The following is a 20,318-nucleotide window of genomic DNA, read 5'->3' as shown; positions in this document are numbered from 1 at the left end:
TTGGATTAGCGGCAGCGCGGAGCGTTAGGGGTTCCCGCTCGCGATAACACTTGGCTGGCAAATTGGCTGCGTTGGTCGTGGGCGATTGAATCTGCGGGCGCGCCAGCCTATATTGGGAGTGCTCGCGAGAGATATGGCGATAAATTGTCATCGTAATAAACCTATCGGACCCGGGGGCAGTACCCGGCGCCTCCACCATCTTCCCGCGCAAGCGAGCAGCCAATGGGGGCGAAACAGGATCGACGAGGGCGTAAAGGGTGTGCTTTTGCTCGGTGAGGTACCACCGTTATCGGTCCGAAACTTATAGTTGCAAATGACAACAATAAGGCTCCAGTCGCTCTCGCTGCGTAAGCAGTGCTAGCATTGGGAAATTAAGTCCTCCACCCCTAGCCGGGTGACAGGCGGGGTCCGCAGGCACCTGGCAACAGAAGCCTGCACCTAACCTCCTCTTTGCGTGCTTAAACGCCTTTGTCCTTGAATTCTCACGGAACGTGAGGCTGATATGGGCCGTTCGGGATTCTATGTCCCCATGCCGCATTTGTTCAGCTGCGGCCGATACTCATCTGGAAGGTAGTCATGGCCGAAGATCACATGCGATACGACATTCTCGCCCAGGAAGCCCTGCGCGGCGTCGTGCGCAAGGTGCTGTCCGAAGTGGCCAAGACCGGCCTTCCCGGCGAGCACCACTTCTTCATCTCGTTCCTGACCCGCGCGCCCGGCGTACGGCTCAGCGAGAAACTGCTCGGCCAATACGACAAGGAAATGACTATCGTCATCCAGAACCAGTATTGGGACCTCCGGGTCACCGAGATCGGCTTCGAGGTCGGCCTGTCGTTCGACGGCATTGCCGAAACGCTGGTCATTCCGTTTGCCGCCATCAAGGGCTTCTTTGATCCATCCGTGCAGTTCGGCCTGCAGTTTGACCCCGCCACTGCGCCGGGTGCCATTGCCGTCGAAGCCGAAGCCGACGACGCTGTCGAAACTACTGCCGCTGAACCGGGTGATGAAAAGCCGGGCGAGAAGGTCGTCAGCCTCGACGCCTTCCGCAAGAAGCCCTGATTTCCGGAGCGCTTTCAGCAAAAGTGGACACGGTTTTGCGGTTCGAAAGCGCGACAAAACAAGCTTCCCCCTGATGGACAAGCGATCCCTGTCCATCGCCGGCCACCGCACCTCCATAGCGCTAGAGCCTGAATTCTGGGCCGCGCTCGAAGCCATGGCCGCCGAAAAAGCCCAGCCCATGGCGGCACTCATTCGCGACATCGACGAACAACGGGACACCGCGAACCTGTCATCGGCAGCGAGGCTGGCGGTGTTGCGCTGGTATCAGGGGCAGGCTGAGGGTTTCAAAGCGACCTAGTCCGAGCAATAGGAAGAATACCCCCACCTAGCCTCCCCCTGAAAAGGGGGAGGCTAGGTGGGGGTACCCTCTTACTTTCGCCACTAAAACGGCTGGTTGACGCCCGCGCCGGTCGATTGATTCACCGGCGGCTGAAAGTTGAAGTTCATCTGCCCGCTGGATGGCGCAGCCGGTGTTGGTGCAGGCGCCGGTGTCGGTGTCGGTGTCGGTGTCGAAGGCGTACTCGGCTGAACCTGCTGTTGCTGCTGCAACAAAAGCAGCCGCTGCGCCTCCGCCGCAACCCGCGCCGCTTCTTCCGCCGCAACCCGAGCTTCCGCCGCCGCCTTCCGCCGCTGTTCCGCAATCAGCCGATTACGCTCCTCGGCTGCCGCACGCTGCCTTGCGGCATCTTCGGCTTGCAAAATTTCCAGCCGGTCGACTTCCATTTCATTGGCTCGTACCACGATGGCAGAGACGAGCTCATCGAGATCCAGCGTGAGCTCAGGCGCCAGCAACGTGCCGCCGACGCGGGTAATAATACGGGAAGTGTCTGGGCCGACGAGACCACTGGCATCGTCAAAACCAAGCGGCGTCATGGCGAAACTGCCGTTGAGGCCGAGCGAGGCCAGTGCCAAGTTCAGGCTTCCAGCTATCCTCGCGCCCTCCCCCTCGACGATCAGATTGGCCAGCCGCACCACGCCACCGGCGATGGTGAACGCGCCGGTTGCCGTCGGCGCAGTGAACGCTCGCTGCTCCAGAGCCTGCCCCATCAAGATTCTCATGGCATCGATATCCATGTTGAGCACGTCGTCGAAACCGGCCACCGCCGGAAAAACCTGTGGCGATAGACGCGTCGCTGCCAGGTTGGTCAGGGTGAAATTACCCTCGCCCGTGGTTGCGGCCAGCACTTCGGCGATGCTGGCGCCGGAGCCTTCAAAACGCACGCCACCGTCGATCAACCCATCCAGCGACACAGCAATGGCCGGCGTCGCGATGGTGTCGATCGGCATCGCCTCCAGCGTCATCCGGCCGCTGATGGTGCGATCAACCAGTGGCCCAGAGCAGCAAACAGTGACATCGAGACCCAATTTTCCAGCGCCCGAAACCGCCTCGAAGCGGGCCAGCCGCATGCGGGTTTCGTCCCAGCTCAGCTCGAAGCTGGTCGCCCCGAGCTTTTCCACACCGCCCGCCGCCAGTACTGCGGCGGAGACGGCAACCGTGCCGCGGGTGCGCCGGGTCTCGGTATCGGTGCCGAGCGGGCCTTCCGGCCACACCGCGTCGCCCTCGACAAAAGCCGCCGGTCCGAACAGGGTGACTGCCAGCCCCTCGGCCGACACCACATCGACGGAAATATCGCCGCTGACCGCCGTCGTCGTGCCGGTGCGCGATAGCGAAATTTCGCCGGCAAAGCCGATGTCGCCCGATGTGCCCGCAATCTCGGTCAGCCGCGCCAGCCGATCGCCTTCGAAGTGCAATTGCGCAGTGCCATCAGCCAGCGGCAGGCTGAGCCCGCGCGCGCCGACAATTCGGGCGAGCGCTCCCGCATCGGCAAGCTTTGCAGCCAGCGTTCCAGTGCCCCGGATTTCTCCATTGTCGGCCGCCAGCAAGCTGCCAGAAAAACTGACATTTTCGTCACCCAGGCTGGCGGTAACGTTGGAAACGAGGCTATTGCTTGGGGCCCCGTCGAGGTTGAAACTGACCAGCATCGAGCCATCGCCATCGAACAGTTCGGCATCGCCAAAGCCGATTTGCTGCGTCAGCCCATCGATATCGGTCGACTCCACCGCTCCCGTGACGCGCAACGGCGCATCGACAATCGCCAACACTCCGCCACTCAGCTCGGCCCGCAGGTTGAGGTCGCCGGCACCCAATGCTCCATCGAGCGTAATGGTCTGCGCCCCGTCGATCGGCTCGCCGAGATTGACCAGCAGTTCTGCCGGAGCAGACCGGGCTAGAAACTCACGCCAAGCCGGCGGCGTATTCAAAACGTCGTAGAATGCTGCCAGCGCCGGTGCCGTGCCGGACGCCGCGCGCAAACGACCCGCCCCCGACAGCACAGGCGCCGCCAGAGTGCCGGAAACCGCCAGCGTCGTATCAAATCCGATACCGCCCCAATCCTCGGCGGACAGCCGCGAAAGGTTGATCCGCCCACTTTGCCACTGGCCCTCGGCCACCAGACTGGTGCCATCCAGCCCCAGCACGCGGGCGCTCTTTCCGCTCAGCGAAAAACTGCCCTGCGGAAAGCTGGTGCCAAAAGTTGGGCCGCCAGCGATATCGGGCAGCAGCGCGCCCAGAATGGCGCTGTCGCCTGCACTCAGCTCATCAAAATGCCCGACCACGTCGAGCCGCTTTTCTGCGCCGAACCCCAGCCGCAGCTCGACGGCATGACTGTGCTGTTCCAGCGTCAGCACGCCATCGGTCAGCCCGAACGCCTCGCCGACCAGCATGACCCGGCCCGACAGCGAACCGGGCACATTGAACAGCGGCGTATTTTCATCGGGCTTACGCCAGAGCGCCGCCAGCCCATCGAGGCGAGTGCTGGTCAGCGTCACGTCGCCCTGGAATGTCGGATGCTCATTGGCCGCCAGCAATTGCCCACTGGCCCGCAATTCCGTATCGCCCGGCAACTGTCCGATCAGCTGCTCGACAGTCCAGGTGGTGCCATCGGTAGTCGCATCGACGCGCAGGTTTCGCAGCGAAAAGCCGCGCAGCCCCACTTCGGCCAGATCGATGCCCACCCGGCCTGCCATTGGCGGAATGAGCGGCGCCGGCAGTTCCGCCAACAGGCGCACGGCCTCATAGGGCAGTTGTGTCGCGTCCTCCTTGGCATCGCGCGGCGGAAGGGAGAACACCCCGCCAGACACCACCGCATCGAAGCTGCGCACATCGCCGAGCTGGATACTCGCGGCGCCGGTCAGGCGGGTGCCGGCGCGGTTCTCGTCCGGGCGCAAGGTATAGCCCGACAGCACCAGGCGGTCAGTCGAGCCGGCCACCTTGGCCTCGAGCACCAGGTCGCCGCGAATATCCTCGGCCGCTTCGGCTGCGGGCGGCTTCTGGCGATAGACAAGGTCACCCTCGAATTTGGGCGCCATGCCGGGCTGGAACACGCCCTCTGCCGACAATGAAAACGCCGTCGACAGCGGCTGCACATAGGCGGAAAGCTGGCTGTTCCCGGCGGCGTCGGCAGCGCTGGTATTCAGCCGGAAACTATAGTCTTCGCCCTGATATGCGCCCGTCCCGGTAAACGACAGTGGACCGCTGAAGCTGGAGAGACGCAGGTCGCCGCTGACCCTGTCAGCCACAAAAGTCTCGCCCGAGCGCCGGTCCATCAGCCGGATGGTGGCCTCGACCACGCTGGTCTGGCCCAGGCCGACCCCGCCATTGCCGGTATCGATCGAAACGCCGCTGCCAAAAAAGCCGCTTTCATCCACGGTAAAATCGATCACCGGACGGCGCAGCACCAGGCTCGTGATGTTGTAATTGTCGCGCAGGAAATCCATCAACGAGAATTCGGCCTCGACACTGTCGACGGTGGCTGCCGGCTCCTCGGGCGAACCCACTAAAACATCGGCAAAGCGCAGGCGTGGCTGCGGCAACAGGGTGAACTCGATATCGCCCCGCACCGTCACCGGCGTCCCGAGCATGGTCGTCGCCAGCTCTTCCATCCGGCCGCGATAATCGCTCCAGCGGATGAAATTGGGAGCGATGAAAGCACCGCCAAGCACGATGATCGCAAGTGTACCAATGATGATGTAGATGCGGTTGAGCACGGCGCGTGACTACCCGATTAAGCCAGCCAGAGTGTAGGCAACCTCGCCAGTGGCGCAAGCCCGCCATTGCCTTGAATACACGACGTGAATTGCCGCGGCTTATCAAAATCAGGGCATTGGCCCAAAAGTGAAACGGCCGGGCACGAGGCCCAGCCGTTCAAGCTGCATGCATGCCAGCTTATTAGAGGGTGCCGACGGACCAGAAGTGGGTCTCGCCGGAGCTGTCATCGACACCGTCATTGTCGGTGATGACAAAACCATTGCCTTCGGCATCGATCGCAAAGCTCTCGACCTTGTCGACGACATAACCATTGAAGCTCTTGAGGCCGGGGATCAGGTCGAGAGCCAGTGTCTTGGTCACCACCGGCAGTTCGCCATCGAGCGCCGCCGGAACGAGGTCAGCCAGGGCAACCTTGTAGATGGCCTTGAGGCCAGCCTTATCGCCGATCTGGTTATCGCGTTCGACGATATAGGCGAAGTCGCCATGGACGGTGATTTCGCTGAGACCGACCCAGCCGCCTTCTGGTGCGGCTTCGAGCGGATAGCGCACAGCGCCCCACTCTTTCGATGACGGCTTGTAGGACACGAGTTTGACGAAACCCTTTTCGTCATTGCCCCATTCGCGCTGCATGGCGATCCACAGCACTAGCTCGTCGCCCTCGCCGACAGCCGCCACGCCTTCAGCACCGAAGCGCTTCTGGCCGGCCAGCAGTTCGACCGGGAAGCCGACTTCTTCTTCGATTTCCCCATCGGCATTGACATGGATCAGGGCATGCGGCGTCAGCGAAGCCGAGTCACCTTCGTTGGCCAGCCAGTAGCCGCCATTGCCATCCAGCGTAATGCCCTCGAGATCGATCTTCTGGGCGGTGTCGCCATCGCGGGTGATGATGGTCTTGGCGGTGATGCGGGCCGGTGTAACGGTCGCGTCGATCGTGTAGATGGCGGGTGCGGCGTAGAGCGCATTGTCCGACACGGCGTAAAGCGTAGCAGCCTTGGCAGCATCGGCGACGACGCCGGAAATGGCGGCCCAGCCGATCGGGTGACCGTCTGCGTCGAGATCGGACATGATGGTCGGGAAAGCGGCCGCGCCTTCGGCCAGTTCATAGATCATGACATGGCTGCCGACACCGCCGTCTTCACGCAGGTCGGTTTCGTTCGCCGTGGCGAGCAGACTGCGCTCGGGAATGGCGATCAGGCCTTCCGGCGACAGGCCCGACGGCAGGGACTGCACATATTCAGGCTCAGCGCCGGTGTCCTTGTACACGGCGACCAGCGACGAACGCTCTTCGGCAACAAAAATATACTGGGTGTCGCCAAACGTTGCGACTTCCAGGCCTTCGGGCTCGACGCCCTTCTTGTTACGGAAATCAGGATAGTGACCAAGCTGGGCGGCATTGACGTCAAGCGCATTGGCCGAGTCGAAATTGACCGTTCCGTCACGATTGAAGATGGTGAAACCGCGCGAGCCGCCGTTCCAGTCACCCTCGTTGGCAACGACGAGACGCTCGGTGTCGAGCCACTTGATTGCATCAGGCTCACGCGGGACAGCGCCCTTGTCAGCCGAGAAATCGATTTTGCCGTCGTTCTTGGTATCGACGCCCGACACGCCGGTCTCGCCGGCTTCGAAGCCGCCGGTCACGGTGCCGGTCTTGGCGTCGATGATGGCGATATAGTTGTTTTCCTGCAGCGTGACCGCGATTTCATCATTGTCGTTGAAGGCGACGAATTCGGCTTCCGCATCTTCGGGAGCGATGGCACTGGCGGTCAAATCCACCTTCTTGATGCCGGCTTCGGTGACGGCGCCGTCGGTCAGCGTTACGATGGTGACAAAACCGGCGGGCGCCTGAGGGATGGCGCCGTCGTTGACGTCTTCGTCGCGCTGGTTCTCGATGGCGATGGCAAGGATGGTATTGTCCTTGTTATGGGTGATCGAGTCGGGCTGGCCGCCCAGGTCGAACTCGCCGTCGATCGCCTTGGTGGCAATATCGACCACGACCAGCTTGCCCGACGGTGCGGTCAGGTCTTCCGTGGTGTTGACGGCCACATAGGCCTTGCCGCCGATGACGGTGACCGAGGTTGGCTCGCCAGCCATATCCATGAAGCCGCCCCGCTTGGGCGCATGAGCGTCGCTGATGTCGATAAAGCCAATGCCGCCAGCCGGGCTGTCGGAGTATATCAGCGTCATGCCGTCATCGGTCGCGGTGATGATTTCCGACGAGGTCGCTTCGGCCTCGGGGTTGTTCAGGGCAACCGGAAAGCTCGAAATGCGGTTGAAATACTCAGCGGCATTGACCGAAACGGTCGTGGCCAGCAGGGCTGCGGTCAACGCAGTCAGCAATTTTGGCGAGTTCATCTGGAGTGCCCCATTAAAACGATGGGTCCCGCTTAGGGCCAAGCCAAGACTCTCCAGTGACAGCCATGTGACGGATCGGTGACAGGCCACCGTCCTATACATCGCGCACCCGCGACCCTATATTGCTGATGAGAACAAAGTAAGATTCGTCAATGCCCGCGCAGAGCGTCCCTGCCCCGGACGCCGCGATGGAAAGGCCCTTTATGCCCGGTGAAGCCCACCCACTCGACCGCCCCACCGCAGGCGCAATTACCGGCCAGTTCAAGCGGAACACGCAGGCGCCTGATTACCTAGAGGGTCTGAACGAGGAACAGCGCGATGCCGTGCTGACCATCGATGGGCCACTGCTGGTGCTGGCCGGCGCCGGCACCGGCAAGACCCGCGTGCTGACGACCCGCATTGCCCACATTATCAATACCAATCGCGCCTGGCCCTCCCAAATTCTCTCCGTAACCTTCACTAACAAGGCCGCACGCGAGATGAAGGAGCGCATCGAAAAGCTGGTGCCGCGCCTCGACGGCATGCCCTGGATGGGAACTTTTCACTCCATCGGCGCCCGTATTCTGCGAGCTAACGCCGGGCTGGTCGACCTGACCAGCTCCTTCACCATCCTCGATACCGACGATCAGATCAGGCTGATCAAGCAACTGCTCGATGCCGCCGATATCGATGAGAAGCGTTGGCCCGCCAAGCTGTTCGCTTCAATGATGGATGGATGGAAGAACAAGGGCCTTTTGCCCAAAGATGTGTCGCCGGCCGACAGCGGCAGTTATGCCAATGGCCATGGCTCCAAGCTCTACGCGGCCTATCAGGCCCGCCTCAAAGCCCTCAACGCGGCCGACTTCGGCGACCTGCTGCTCGAGTGTATCCGGCTGTTCAAGGAACATCCGGACGTGCTTGCGGAATACCACCGCAAGTTTAAATACATGCTGGTTGATGAATATCAGGACAGCAATGTCGCCCAGTACCTCTGGCTAAGGCTTCTTGCGCAAGGCAAGCCCGCGAGCGAAGCCAATATCTGCGTCGTGGGTGATGACGACCAATCCATCTATGGCTGGCGCGGCGCCGAGGTCGACAACATCCTGCGCTTCGAGAAGGACTTTCCCGGCGCCAAGGTAATCAAGCTAGAACGCAACTATCGCTCGACCTCAAACATCCTCAAAGCTGCTTCCAACATCATCGCCTTCAACGAAAACCGCCTCGGCAAGACGCTGCAAACCGATGTCGGCGAGACGGGCGAGTTGGTCTCTGTCACACAGGTGTGGGACAGCGAGGAAGAGGCGCGCACGGTCGGCGAGCAGATCGAACAATATCAGCGTGCCGGCGAACCACTCAATTCCATTGCCATCCTGGTCCGCGCCTCGTTTCAAATGCGCGAATTCGAAGAGCGCTTCATAACCTTGGGCCTCAACTACCGCGTCATCGGCGGCCCGCGCTTTTACGAGCGCAAGGAAATCCGCGACGCTATCGCTTATCTACGACTAGTTGCCCAGCCAGCCGACGATCTTGCCCTCGACCGCATCATCAATGTGCCCAAGCGCGGCATCGGCGACTCGACGGTCCAGATACTCCACAGCGCCGCCCGCGCCGCCAATGTCCCTCTGCTCTCGGCTATCCGTATGCTGGTGGAAACCGAGGAACTCAAGCCCAAGCAGCGCAGCACCTTGCTGAACCTGGTGTCGCAGTTCGATGACTGGGCCTTCCACGCCCAGACCATGAAGCCCTTCGAGCTAGTGGAACGGATCCTTGAAGAGAGCGGCTATACCGACACGCTCAGTGCCGACAAGTCGGTTGAGTCGGAAGGCCGCAAGGAAAACCTCAAGGAACTAAGCCGCGCCATGGGGGACTTCGACACCCTCGGCGGCTTCCTCGAACATATTTCGCTCGTCATGGACCGCGACAATACAGATGCTGCTGATGCCGTCACCATCATGACGCTGCACGGCTCCAAGGGATTGGAATTCAACACTGTATTTTTGCCCGGCTGGGAGGAAGGCACCTTCCCTAGCCAGCGCTCGATGGATGAAAGCGGCCGTGCGGGCCTAGAAGAGGAACGTCGCCTCGCCTATGTCGGCATCACCCGCGGCCGCAAGCGCGTACGAATTTCTGCCGCCCAGAACCGCCGCATCCATGGTCTCTGGCAGTCGGCCATGCCCTCGCGCTTCCTCGACGAACTGCCCGCCGACGCCGTCGAGGTCACCGACACCGGCTCCTCCTACGGCGGCTACGGCTATGGCGGCGGGGCATCATCGCGCTTCAATAAGGCCGACCCGTTCGAGAGCGTCTATGAAACCCCCGGCTGGCAGCGCGCCCGCGCCCAGCAGGCCACCCGCAAAAGCGGCGGCGGAGGGCCTATGACCATCGAAGGCGACCTCGTCGCCCGCTCCGTCGATCTCGGCAACGACCGCTCGGCCTTCGCCTCGGGCGAACGGGTGTTCCACCTCAAGTTCGGCAATGGCACCGTCACCAATATCGAAGGCAACAAACTTACCATCGATTTCGAAAAGGCTGGCCAGAAAAAGGTGATCGAGAGTTTCGTGAAGAAGGCCTGATGGCGCGATTGACCTCGCGCCCCCGTTGGCGCAACTAGGCGGCACACAAGGGAATTCTGCCATGGCCGTCGATCAGCTCACCTCCAGCCCGCTCACCAAGGACCAGGCCTATGCGCTGGTCGATGCTGTCATGGAGCGGGACAATCTGGCGCTGACCGCCTCGGCGCACGAAAATGAAGAGACCGGCGAATGGTTCTTCGAGGCCGGCTGCGAAAGCCCGCCAAACGTCGGCGCTTTCGTGCAGTTGGCTCAGCAAACCTTTGGCATGAAAGTGGAATTCTCCGTCGCGCCGATAGATCCCGATTTCAACTGGGTAGCCAAGTCGCTTGAGGGCCTGGCCCCCGTGACCGCCGGCGGCTTCTATGTCTATGGCAGCCACGAGATTGGCCCGGTTCCGGGTGGCCTGACGGCAATGAAAATCGATGCGGCTCAGGCCTTTGGCACCGGTCACCACGAGACCACGACCGGTTGCCTAGAGGCCATCAACATCACCCTCAAGCGCAAGAAGCCACGGCGCATGATCGACGTCGGGACCGGCACCGGCGTGCTGGCGATCGCCCTGGCCAAGCGCACCAACAAGACGGTGATAGCCAGCGATATCGACCCGATTTCAGTGACCACGACGGTAGACAATGCCGCCCAGAACGGCGTCGGCAAGCAGATCATCGCGCTTGAGGCGACCGGCGTAAACCACCCTGCCATCAAGCAAAATGCGCCCTACGACCTGATCGTCGCCAACATCCTGGCCGGTCCGCTGATGGCGCTGGCACCATCGATCTGCCAGATTGCCGGCAAGGGCGCCACGGTGATCCTGTCGGGGATTCTGCAGCATCAGGCGCGTGGCGTCATCAATGCCTATGCCCGCCAAGGCATGGTGCTGAGCCAGAAATTGCAACGCAAGGACTGGACCACGCTCATCCTCGAAATGCCGTGACACAGGCGCGAATACGCTAGCGGACTGTTAGCATTGACTGGTGCCGATGGTGAATCGTGACCATCACACATATGCCCCACCCACGATGTCATCCCGGCCTTGAGCCGGGATCCATCTTGAGATCCAATCACGGCCGAAAGGTCGTTCGATCTGGCGGCGTAGCCATCCATCTCAGGATGGGCCCCGGCTCAAGAGCCTGCCCTCCGGCGCGACGCGACCCGGGGTCTGGGGTGACGCCGAGTGTGTTGAAGCATCACTTCAAGACCAGAAAAGCAAAATCCCCGAAGCATGCTCCGGGGATCGATCAGATCGTCAGCTATAAACTACAGCGGCCTTATGGGCGCTTGGTAAACGCGCCGATCAGCTGGTGCTGCATGCGATAGCTGACTTGGCGGCTCGATTCACGGCCACGGGCGTCTATGACGGATCCCAGGGCCTTGCGGAAATCGTTCTTGCTCTCGGTCATTTTCAGTCTCCATGCACTTTGACTTTGGTCTATTGCCTCCGTCGCAATCTAGATAGTCTCATATCGGGACTTCGGTTAGACCAGATTGCTCAGACCAGCCCTGCAAGACTCGCAAGTCCCCTTACCGCTTTGTTAATTTGCGGTTCAGCTTGCCGTAGTCGCGCTCGAACCGCTCGACGTAAAGCTGTGCCTGGCGCTCGCGGCCAGCCATCAGCGCGTCGAAAGCCCGGCTAATGAAATTCTTGTCCTGTGCCATCTTCGCTCTCCTTGTGTATGTCACTAAGCTAGTGCGCGGCTGGCAATTTGCCATGCCAATCGCGACACGCCAGCCATGACCGGGGCGCACTCCGGCAAAGGAATTCCGCCCATGACCGCCCAGAGCTTTCCGCCCACAGTATTCCAGAGCTTTGAGGAAAAGGCCGACAAAACCAATGTTGCCCCCCGCCTCGCCGCACTCCGCGAAGCGATGGCAACCGCTGGTGTCGATGGCTTCCTGATTCCGCGCGCCGACGCCCATCGTGGCGAGTCGGTGCCGCTGGGCGAAGCGCGCTTGGCCTATGTCACGGGCTTTACCGGCTCGGCCGGGCTGGTGCTGGTCGGCAACGACAAGGCCGGCCTGTTCGTCGACAGCCGCTACACGCTGCAGGCGCCAGCCCAGACCGACACCGATCTCGTCACCGTATTCCAGACTGATCGTGGCGGGCTCAACGATGAGGCCAAGACGCTGGTGCCAGCGGACGGCAGGATTGCCTATGACCCATGGCTGCATACTCCCGGCGAAGTGCGAGAAACGGCCAAGCTGCTTGAGGGTCACGCGACGCTGGTCTCCAGCGATAACCTGGTCGATTCCATCTGGACCGACCGCCCGGGCGCGCCGGTGTCGAGCATCGAGTTCCTCGGCCATAACCGAGCTGGGCAAACCTCCGCCGACAAGATTGCCGAAATCCAGGCCTCGCTGGCCGCCGACCATGCCGATGCGGCGGTGCTGACACTACCCGAATCGATCTGTTGGCTGTTCAACATGCGCGGCCGCGACGTTCCCAACACGCCCTTCGTGCTGGGCTTCGCCATTGTGCCACAGTCGGGCGAGCCAACGCTTTATCTCGATCCGGCGAAGATCACCGATGAGATCAGGCAATCGCTGTCAGGGGTTGCCGGCGTCGAAAGCAGCACTGATTTTGCGGCAGCGCTCAAGGTCTTGGGCGGAAGCGGCAAGGCCGTGCTGATCGACCCGGCATCGGCGCCGGAAGCTGTTGCAGTGTCGCTTAAGGACGCCGGCGCCAAGCTGATCGAAAAGCGCGATCCGGTGCTGCTGCCGAAGTCGCGAAAAAATGCTGCCGAGTTGGCGGGCATGCATGAGGCACACACGCTGGACGGTGTAGCGCTGGCCAAATTCCTCGCCTGGTTCGATGATGAAGCCCCTAGGGGCAAGCTCACCGAAATCGGCATTGTCACGGCGCTGGAAGCCTTCCGCCGCGAAGACGAGAGCTGCGTTGATGCCAGCTTCGACACCATCTCCGGCTCTGGACCCAATGGCGCCATCGTGCACTACCGCGTAAGCGACAAGACCGACCGCAAACTCAATGCTGGAGAGATCATGCTGGTCGATTCAGGTGCGCAATACTTGTCCGGCACCACCGACATCACCCGCACACTATCGACCGGCAAGCCGAGTGACGAACAGCGCGACCGCTACACCCGCGTGCTCAAGGGCATGATCGCCATTTCCATGGCGCGCTTCCCTAAGGGAACCAGCGGGGCCCAACTTGATGTGCTGGCGCGGCAATTCCTCTGGCAGGACGGCATTACCTACAATCACGGCACGGGCCACGGCGTCGGCGCCTATCTGGGGGTGCATGAGGGCCCAGTGGGCATTTCCCCGCGCGCCACGCTGCCGCTGGAAGCCGGCAATGTCGTCTCGAACGAGCCCGGCTACTACAAGACCGGCGAATACGGCATCCGCATCGAAAACCTGATCACCGTGGTCGAGAGCGTGAAATTCCCCGGCTATCTGGAATTTGAAACGCTGACCCTGGCCCCGATCGACAAGCGCCTGATCCGCAAGTCGCTGCTCGGCGGGGCCGAACGGGCCTGGCTGGACGACTACCATCAGATGGTGTGGCAGGCGATCGGCGGGAAGGTGAAGGGTAAGGTGCGCGACTGGCTGAAGGATGCGACTGGCGAATTGTAGGGCTGAGGCTAGGAAAGTCCTGTTGGGTACCCCCACCTTGCCCTCATTCTGCGGTGAGGAACTGATCCAGTATCGGGCGCTATTGTGCCAAAATCACCGGCAGAATTCCTCCCCCTATCGGGGGGAGGCGAGGTGGGGATACCCTCTAGAATAATCTCCCCTTGGCCGCTTAAAATCCCAGCGGGTCATACGTCAGCGCCCAGCTCAGCAGCCAGTGGTCCTCATTGCCCATCGAGCTGACATCATCGACCTTCCAGCCGTCGTCCTGCTTGATCATCGCGATGCTGAGCAGGCGGGGCTGGTCGAAGTTGTGGTAGTTTACCGTTACGATGGCTCTATCGGCCACCAAGGCGGGCTCGCTGATAACGACGTCGAATAGCAAAGCATTGAGGTCGGGCAGGAACGGGTTGAACACCGCGTCCACCGTGAACTCGGAGCCGCTCATGGCTGCATCGCTGGCGAACACGTCGTTCTCGATCGCCTGGTCAAAAATCGCCTTCAACCGCGTCGAGTAATACACCGACGGATCGGCAACGGTACGGCCGAGCTGGTAGTTGTCGTAGATGGCGCTCACCAGCGCCTTGGGATCGTCATAGCTCTCGGCCGCCTGTACGGCAGGAGACAGCAGTGCCAGCGCAGTTATCGCCAGACTCAATCGCATCGTGTTGCCCTCGGATCACGTTGGCTCATGGCTAGCGATGGCTCGCGGCGCGATCGTGGTTGGCCAGTGTCGGATTTGCGGCGGGCAGATGAAGAGTTGGAAAGGTTGGGGTGTAGCCGAGAAGAGTCTTTGTTGCGGTACCCCCTCCTCGCCTCCCCCTGATAGGGCGAGGAATTCCGCCGGTGATTGACAAAGATGGTGCCAAAAGCTGGATAGATTCCTCCCCCTTTTCAGGGGGAGGTTAGGTGGGGGTATTCTTCCTACTCTGCTACTCTGCTATTCCACTTCCCCGGCAGCCTCGGCGAATATCTCGCTCAGCCGATAGGGATTGTCCGGGTTGTTCGACACCACGTCGTCGATCTTCCAGCCGCCGTCTTCGCGGACCATTTCGAACATCAGGCTGCGGGACTCACCGAAATTCTTGAAGGTGACGTCGGCGGAGGAATAGTCGCCTGCGATGCCGGCTGCGCCGATTTCAAAATCGGTGATTTCAAAATCCTGCCCATCGACATAGGGGTCGAAGCTGAGGGCGCCCATTTCCCCTTCCGGCGTGGTTTCGGCATCATTGTCATACAGCGCCTGCAGTTCGGTCGAGCGAAACTGGCTCTCGTCGTCAGGAAAACTGCCGTCGAAATAGGGTTTGTAGAAGGCTTCGAGCAGGTCGGCGGGCTCGGTAAAGGACTGGGCAAAAGCCGAGCCGGCGAAGGCCAGGAACAGGCCGGCGGCAAGGGGAGCAAGGCGCATGGAAGTCTCCACGAAAGGACGGATCAGTTGAACCAGAAGGCATAGTTGAGCCAGTCGGCACCGAATGCCTCATTGGCTTCGGCGAAGCTTTGGGCGTCGGCGATGGGGCCGGGCTTTATGTAGGGCAGCGCGGCTGAACCGGAGATCAGCAGGACGAGGTCGGTTTCACTGGCGGTTTCGAAATAGGCCTTAAGATCGAAACCTTGATCGAAGCGCCAATGAGGCACCAGCAATTTTCCGTCGAGTATCTGGTCGAACGTATCGAGCGTCGTCATCCATGCGGCGACGGTTTTCTCGGTCACCGCCATGTCGGGCACTATCGAGGTCTGTCTGGGCGATGGCACCAGTTCGCGGTTATCGTCGGTCTCGGCCAGGATGGATTTCCAGTTCTGCCGCGACAATGCGGTGATGGATTTGAGGCGATCGCGCACCCCGGCGAGGCGCGCTGCGTCGATGACAGGGAAATCTACGGTGTGAATGGCTGCGATGAGGTCGGCGATATAGGAGTCGCTGTCGGCGTCCATGAACAGCGTGCCGCCCGTCGAATATTCCTGCATCGGCAGCCCCGCCTTGGGAAATACCCGATGCAGAAAGGTGCTGAAGAAGTCCGAGAAATCATGCGCCAGCAGCAGATCGATCGGCGCGGCGACGACCTGGGTGTAACCGGCAAACCAGATCGCATCGGCATTATCAAACCCTATGGTGGTGTCGGTCGGTTCGCTGTCCGGCGTCTTGTCCTTGCCACCTGCCTGTGAAGCGTCGGGCGCTGCCATGCCACCGAATGCATTGACCGATCCAAGCAGTGCACCCAGCGTCTCGACTGCCTCGGCCGTGCCATCCCCGTCAAGGTCGACGCGTACCTTGAGCGGGTCGATGGTGATGACATAGCCGGTGCCGATATCGGCCATCTCGAAGTGGGCACGCGCCGTATCGAGCGCGAAAACAAAGTCACCCAGAATAGTCCGCAGCTGCGCGTAGCTGAGCGGTTCCGGACTGGAATTGCCGGGCACACCGGTTTCGCCCATCATGTCCATGCCCAGCAACAGCGCCGCTACTGGCGTGCTCGGGGTCGTCGCGCCATGGCGATACATGGCCCGCGACAGTGCCTCGATCCCACCCAGAAACTCGCTCAGTCCGGCCGCGAAGCAGGCATCGGAGTTGTATTCATCGCACAGCCTGATCGTATCGTCATAGCCCTCGGCGAGCGTGCCGTCATAGAGGCGCTGGGCAAGCATGTCCCCAGCTTCGCTTGCAGCGGCCGGCAGCGCCATGGCCAAAAGGATTGCAGTCGCTATCGGCCATTGACGCATTCTGTCCTCCCCGGACTGGATCAGTCTATGCTCTGACGCGTTTCGGACGCAAATCCTGCGTCCACTTTCCCTCAAGACACGCTATTTCCCGACACGCTCAAACCACTGATCCTCGGTAATCACCTCGACGCCCAGCGCCTCGGCCGATTTGAGCTTGGAGCCAGCGCCCGGCCCGGCGATCAGGATATCAGTTTTCGCCGAAACCGAACCAGCCACCTTGGCCCCCAGCCGCTCCGCCATAGCCTTGGCCTCGGATCGTGACATTTTTTCGAGCGAGCCGGTGAACACCACGGTTTTTCCCGCTACGACGCTGTCGGCCGAAACATTGACGAGATAGGGCTTGGGACGAACCTGCTCCAGTAGGCGATCCAGCACGTCGTCATTGCGCTCATTGCCGAAGAAATCGACCAGCGCCTCGATCACCGTGCCGCCAATGCCGTCGACTGACGGGAACACGGTCTTGGGGTCTTCGGCCGCGGCGGTTTCCTTGCCGACGCGGATCAGCTCTTCCATAGTCGAGAAAGTGCGGGCCAGCGTGGCCGCAGTGGTTTCGCCGATGTGGCGGATGCCGAGAGCAAAGATGAAGCGGTCGAGTTCGGGCTCGCGGCGCGCATCAATCGCGGTGAACAGCTTGTCGAGGCCCTCGTAGTTGCGGTCCTCGACGCCGCGAACGTTTTTCCGCGCCTTGCCCGAGGCGGCCTCGCGCACCTTGGCCTGCACCTCGCGGCGCTCGGCCAGCGCTTTGGTGACGGCGGGGCGGCGATCCTTGAGGGTAAAGATGTCGGCGGCGGTCTTGATCAGCCCAGCATTGAAGAACAGGTCGATATTCTCGGCGCCGAGCCCCTCGATATCCAGCGCGCCGCGCGATACGAAATGGCGCAAGCCTTCGACGGCCTGGGCCGGGCAGATCAACTCGCCAGTGCAGCGGCGGCGAGAATCTTCCTTGCCGGTCTTCTCGTTGATCTCACGCGTGGCGGGAGAGCCGCAGCGCGGGCATTCATGCGGGAATTGATACGGCACAGCATGGGCAGGTCGCTTTTCCAGCACCACGCGAACGATCTGCGGGATGACATCCCCTGCCCTCTGGATCACCACCGTGTCGCCGATGCGGATATCGATCGGCTCGTCGCCGCGGATCGGCAGGCCGTTGCTGTCGATTCCGGAGATATAGTCCTCGTTGTGCAGCGTGACGTTTTCGACCACGACACCACCAACGGTGACGGGTTCCAGCCTGGCGACGGGCGCCAGCGTGCCGGTGCGGCCGACCTGGATGTCGATCTTCTTGACGACTGTGGTCGCCTGCTCGGCGGGAAATTTGTGCGCCACGGCCCAGCGCGGTTCACTGCTGACGAAGCCCCAGCGACGCTGCAGCTCGAGCTGGTCGACCTTGTAGACCACGCCATCGATGTCATAGCCGAGCGAGGAGCGCTGCTCCTCGATCAACCGGTATTGCGCGATTAGTTCTTCGACCGATTTGGCGCGCACCATCAGTGGACTGACCTTGAATCCCCAATCGGCGAATTTTTGCACCGCCTCGAATTGCGTCGGTGCCGGGTCTTCGCTCGTAGTGCCCCAGGCATAAGCAAAGAACTTGAGGTTGCGGCTGGCGGTGACCGCGGCATCCTTCTGGCGCAGCGAGCCGGCGGCGGTGTTGCGCGGATTGACGTAATCCTGCCCGCCGGCAGCGGTCGAGCGTGCCTTCAGCGCCTGGAATTCCGCATAGGTCATGTAGACCTCGCCGCGAACCTCGATGCTGGCAGGCCAGCCATTGCCGCTCAGCTTGTGCGGAATATCGGCGATGGTCCGCAAATTTGCTGTGATGTCCTCACCAACCGTGCCATCGCCCCGTGTCGCACCGCGCACGAAGACGCCATTTTCATATAGCAGCGAGGCGGACAGGCCATCGATCTTGGGCTCGGCGGTGAAGGCGATCTCGAGGTCCTTGTCGCGCTCGAAGAAGCGTTTGCCACGTTGGAGGAAGTCGACCACGTCTTCGTCGGTATAGGCCTTGGCGAGGCTGAGCATCGGCACTGCGTGGCGGATCTTGGCAAAGCCTTCGGCAGGCGGCGCGCCAACGGCATTGTTGGGACTGTCAGGCCGCACCAGCGCCGGGAAGGCCTCCTCAATGGCGTCGTTGCGGCGACGCATCGCGTCATAGTCCGCGTCGGTGAGTTTAGGCGCGTCGTTCTGGTGATAGGCGATATCGGCTGCGGCAATGGCTGTCGCGAGACGTGCGAGTTCGCCTTCAGCTTCATCCGGAGTCAGGTCATCGACGGGTTTTTTGAACAGGTCGGTCATGGGATACTCCAGCCTACCCCACTTCGCTGAGCAACTTGCTCGCCGCGGCCCTCGCCTCATCCGTTACCTTGGCCCCGGCCAGCATGCGCGCCACCTCTTCCTGGCGGGCGGCGACGTCGAGCGGCTTAACGTGGGTGCGCATGAAGGCGCCTTCCTTGACGGCCTGCTTTTCGATGAGCAGGTGGCGCTGGGCGCGGGCGGCGACCTGGGGCGCGTGGGTGACTGCGAGCACCTGGACCTTGCCCGCGAGCCTCGCCAGGCGCCTGCCGATGGCATCGGCGACGGCACCACCGACGCCGGTGTCGATTTCGTCAAAGATCAGCACGGGCGCCGAGCCTCGGTCGGCCAATACCACCTTGAGTGCTAGCAGAAACCGGCTGAGCTCGCCGCCGGAGGCGACTTTGAGCAATGGACCGGGCGTGGTGCCAGGATTGGTCTGCACGTGGAACTGGATCTGGTCGAAGCCGGAGGCGGCAATGCGGGACCTGTCGACCTGGTGATCGACGATGAACTTGGCCGCGCCCAGCTTGAGGTCGGGCAGTTCCGCGCCGACGGCTTTGCTCAGCGCGCCTGCGGCCTTGGCGCGGCCCGCGCTCAGCGCCTCGGCCAGCTTGCGATAAGTCTCTGAGGCCTTTGCCTCGGCGGCAACCAGCGCTACCAGACGCGTCTCCCCGCCTTGCAGCGTATCCAGATCGGCGCTGTATTTCGCTAAAACCTCGACCAAGCCATCACATGATGTCTGGTGCTTGCGGGCGGCGGCGCGCATGGCAAACAGCCGTTCCTCGACGCTTTCCAGCTCGGACGGATCATATGCCATTTCGCGCTTCAGCTCTTCGAGCGCGTCACTGGTGCGGTCCAGCGAGACGAGCGATGCGTCGAGCGTATCGACGATGGGCTGGAACAGTGTCGAGCCGCCGTCGATCTTGCGCATCAGGCGGCGCATCAGGCTGGCCAAGGCCGGCGCCGGCGCCGAGGGTCCATTGAGCATGTCGTCGATTTCGGTGACGTCTGAAGCCGAGCGCTCGACCTGTTGCAGGTGCTGGCGGCGTTCGGCGAGTTCGGCCTCCTCGCCGACCACCGGTTTGAGCTTGGACAGTTCCTCGACGGTGTGCCGGGCATAGTCCTCGGCGGCGAGAGCCTGCGCGACCAGCCCCTTCTGCGCCACGACCGCGTCCTGCGCGTCGCTCAGCTCCTGCCAGGCGTCGCGGACCTTCTCGACCTGCTTTTCCAGCTCACCAAAGGCATCGAGTGCCGAGCGGTGTGTGGCGACATCAACCAGCGCGCGGTCATCGTGCTGGCCATGGATTTCGACAATCTGGCTGCCGACTTTTTGCAGCAGCGCCGCCGAGACAGGCTGGTCGTTGATAAACGCGCGGGTGCGGCCATCGGCAAACTGCACGCGGCGCAAGATGACGTCTTCATCGTCTGGAATGGCATTGTCACGCAAGGCAGCGCGGGCCGGGTGATCCTTGGCCAGCTGCAGCACGGCGACCACCTGCCCGCTCTCCTGCCCGCTGCGAACGAGGGATGCATCGCCCCTGCCCCCAAGCGCCAGTGTCAGCGCGTCAAGCAGGATGGATTTGCCGGCGCCGGTCTCGCCAGTCAGCACGGTCATACCGCCGTCGAGCGCCAGATCGAGCTGGTCGATCAGGACAATGTTGCGAACCGAAAGCGCGTTCAGCATGCGCGTATTCCCAAACTTC

At 61.8% G+C, this 20,318-nt stretch carries 14 protein-coding genes and 1 other RNA gene; 6 read left to right on the top strand and 9 right to left on the bottom strand.

All coding sequences use genetic code 11. The annotated features are described in order from the left end of the window. Positions 1–81 precede the first annotated feature (81 nt). From ssrA to WH91_RS22130, 3 genes are all read left to right on the top strand, one after another. Positions 82–439, top strand: a transfer-messenger RNA (tmRNA) gene (gene ssrA, locus WH91_RS23955). A gap of 137 nt (positions 440–576) precedes the next feature. Continuing rightward, positions 577–1,059 (top strand): SspB family protein, encoded by a 483-nt coding sequence (locus WH91_RS22135; RefSeq protein WP_046173177.1) that lies wholly within the window; start codon positions 577–579, stop codon positions 1,057–1,059. A 73-nt stretch (positions 1,060–1,132) separates the two neighbouring features. Beyond that, positions 1,133–1,357: a ribbon-helix-helix domain-containing protein gene (locus WH91_RS22130; protein ID WP_046173176.1), complete on the top strand. Its 225-nt coding sequence runs from the start codon at positions 1,133–1,135 to the stop codon at positions 1,355–1,357. An 83-nt stretch (positions 1,358–1,440) separates the two neighbouring features. Here the strand turns inward: WH91_RS22130 and WH91_RS22125 are convergent, their stop codons facing one another. Next, positions 1,441–5,106, bottom strand: coding sequence for an AsmA family protein (locus WH91_RS22125; protein ID WP_046173175.1), 3,666 nt, complete (start codon positions 5,104–5,106; stop codon positions 1,441–1,443). A gap of 181 nt (positions 5,107–5,287) precedes the next feature. Next, positions 5,288–7,459 (bottom strand): esterase-like activity of phytase family protein, encoded by a 2,172-nt coding sequence (locus tag WH91_RS22120; protein WP_046173174.1) that lies wholly within the window; start codon positions 7,457–7,459, stop codon positions 5,288–5,290. A gap of 203 nt (positions 7,460–7,662) precedes the next feature. Here WH91_RS22120 and WH91_RS22115 point away from each other — a divergent pair, with 203 nt between their 5' ends. After that, positions 7,663–10,011: an ATP-dependent helicase gene (locus tag WH91_RS22115; protein ID WP_046173173.1), complete on the top strand. Its 2,349-nt coding sequence runs from the start codon at positions 7,663–7,665 to the stop codon at positions 10,009–10,011. A gap of 61 nt (positions 10,012–10,072) precedes the next feature. Beyond that, on the top strand, positions 10,073–10,945 hold the full coding sequence (locus WH91_RS22110) for a 50S ribosomal protein L11 methyltransferase (RefSeq protein WP_046173172.1): 873 nt from the start codon (positions 10,073–10,075) through the stop codon (positions 10,943–10,945). 334 nt (positions 10,946–11,279) lie between these two features. Here the strand turns inward: WH91_RS22110 and WH91_RS25890 are convergent, their stop codons facing one another. Both WH91_RS25890 and WH91_RS25885 read right to left on the bottom strand, forming a co-directional pair. After that, a complete protein-coding gene (locus tag WH91_RS25890; RefSeq protein WP_263574796.1) occupies positions 11,280–11,411 on the bottom strand; it encodes a hypothetical protein in 132 nt (43 codons plus the stop codon). Between the two features lie 121 nt (positions 11,412–11,532). Continuing rightward, complete coding sequence (locus tag WH91_RS25885) at positions 11,533–11,667, bottom strand: hypothetical protein (RefSeq protein WP_280140237.1); 135 nt, start codon at positions 11,665–11,667, stop codon at positions 11,533–11,535. A 111-nt stretch (positions 11,668–11,778) separates the two neighbouring features. Here WH91_RS25885 and WH91_RS22105 point away from each other — a divergent pair, with 111 nt between their 5' ends. Further along, positions 11,779–13,602 carry an aminopeptidase P family protein gene (locus tag WH91_RS22105; RefSeq protein ID WP_046173171.1) on the top strand — a complete coding sequence of 608 codons (1,824 nt, stop codon included), beginning with the start codon at positions 11,779–11,781 and terminating at the stop codon, positions 13,600–13,602. A 169-nt stretch (positions 13,603–13,771) separates the two neighbouring features. On the opposite strand, the gene WH91_RS22100 is transcribed toward WH91_RS22105, so the two are convergent. The 5 genes from WH91_RS22100 to recN all read right to left on the bottom strand — a co-directional run bounded on the left by WH91_RS22100 (position 13,772) and on the right by recN (position 20,299). After that, positions 13,772–14,263 carry a hypothetical protein gene (locus WH91_RS22100; RefSeq protein WP_046173170.1) on the bottom strand — a complete coding sequence of 164 codons (492 nt, stop codon included), beginning with the start codon at positions 14,261–14,263 and terminating at the stop codon, positions 13,772–13,774. A 276-nt stretch (positions 14,264–14,539) separates the two neighbouring features. Further along, positions 14,540–15,007, bottom strand: a complete 468-nt coding sequence (locus WH91_RS22940) for a DUF3828 domain-containing protein (RefSeq protein ID WP_052953058.1) — start codon at positions 15,005–15,007, stop codon at positions 14,540–14,542. 23 nt (positions 15,008–15,030) lie between these two features. After that, a complete protein-coding gene (locus WH91_RS22090; RefSeq protein ID WP_046173169.1) occupies positions 15,031–16,317 on the bottom strand; it encodes a hypothetical protein in 1,287 nt (428 codons plus the stop codon). Between the two features lie 81 nt (positions 16,318–16,398). Next, positions 16,399–18,606, bottom strand: a complete 2,208-nt coding sequence (ligA, locus tag WH91_RS22085; protein WP_046173202.1) for an NAD-dependent DNA ligase LigA — start codon at positions 18,604–18,606, stop codon at positions 16,399–16,401. Between the two features lie 22 nt (positions 18,607–18,628). Then, positions 18,629–20,299 (bottom strand): DNA repair protein RecN, encoded by a 1,671-nt coding sequence (recN, locus tag WH91_RS22080; protein ID WP_046173168.1) that lies wholly within the window; start codon positions 20,297–20,299, stop codon positions 18,629–18,631. Between the last annotated feature and the right edge of the window lie 19 nt (positions 20,300–20,318).

This window comes from Devosia psychrophila, assembly GCF_000971275.1.
GTDB lineage: Bacteria > Pseudomonadota > Alphaproteobacteria > Rhizobiales > Devosiaceae > Devosia > Devosia psychrophila.
Note: the sequence above shows the minus strand (reverse complement) of the source record. Positions and strands in the feature narration are given on the sequence as shown.

Excerpts from the sequence above, each read along its gene's own strand:
- WH91_RS22135 (WP_046173177.1), top strand. The coding sequence starts at position 577 with ATGGCCGAAGATCACATGCGATACGACATTCTCGCCCAGGAAGCCCTG.
- WH91_RS22130 (WP_046173176.1), top strand. The coding sequence starts at position 1,133 with ATGGACAAGCGATCCCTGTCCATCGCCGGCCACCGCACCTCCATAGCG.
- WH91_RS22120 (WP_046173174.1), bottom strand. The coding sequence starts at position 7,459 with ATGAACTCGCCAAAATTGCTGACTGCGTTGACCGCAGCCCTGCTGGCC.
- WH91_RS22115 (WP_046173173.1), top strand. The coding sequence starts at position 7,663 with ATGCCCGGTGAAGCCCACCCACTCGACCGCCCCACCGCAGGCGCAATT.
- WH91_RS22110 (WP_046173172.1), top strand. The coding sequence starts at position 10,073 with ATGGCCGTCGATCAGCTCACCTCCAGCCCGCTCACCAAGGACCAGGCC.
- WH91_RS25890 (WP_263574796.1), bottom strand. The coding sequence starts at position 11,411 with ATGACCGAGAGCAAGAACGATTTCCGCAAGGCCCTGGGATCCGTCATA.
- WH91_RS25885 (WP_280140237.1), bottom strand. The coding sequence starts at position 11,667 with ATGGCACAGGACAAGAATTTCATTAGCCGGGCTTTCGACGCGCTGATG.
- WH91_RS22105 (WP_046173171.1), top strand. The coding sequence starts at position 11,779 with ATGACCGCCCAGAGCTTTCCGCCCACAGTATTCCAGAGCTTTGAGGAA.
- WH91_RS22100 (WP_046173170.1), bottom strand. The coding sequence starts at position 14,263 with ATGCGATTGAGTCTGGCGATAACTGCGCTGGCACTGCTGTCTCCTGCC.
- WH91_RS22940 (WP_052953058.1), bottom strand. The coding sequence starts at position 15,007 with ATGCGCCTTGCTCCCCTTGCCGCCGGCCTGTTCCTGGCCTTCGCCGGC.
- WH91_RS22090 (WP_046173169.1), bottom strand. The coding sequence starts at position 16,317 with ATGCGTCAATGGCCGATAGCGACTGCAATCCTTTTGGCCATGGCGCTG.
- recN (WP_046173168.1), bottom strand. The coding sequence starts at position 20,299 with ATGCTGAACGCGCTTTCGGTTCGCAACATTGTCCTGATCGACCAGCTC.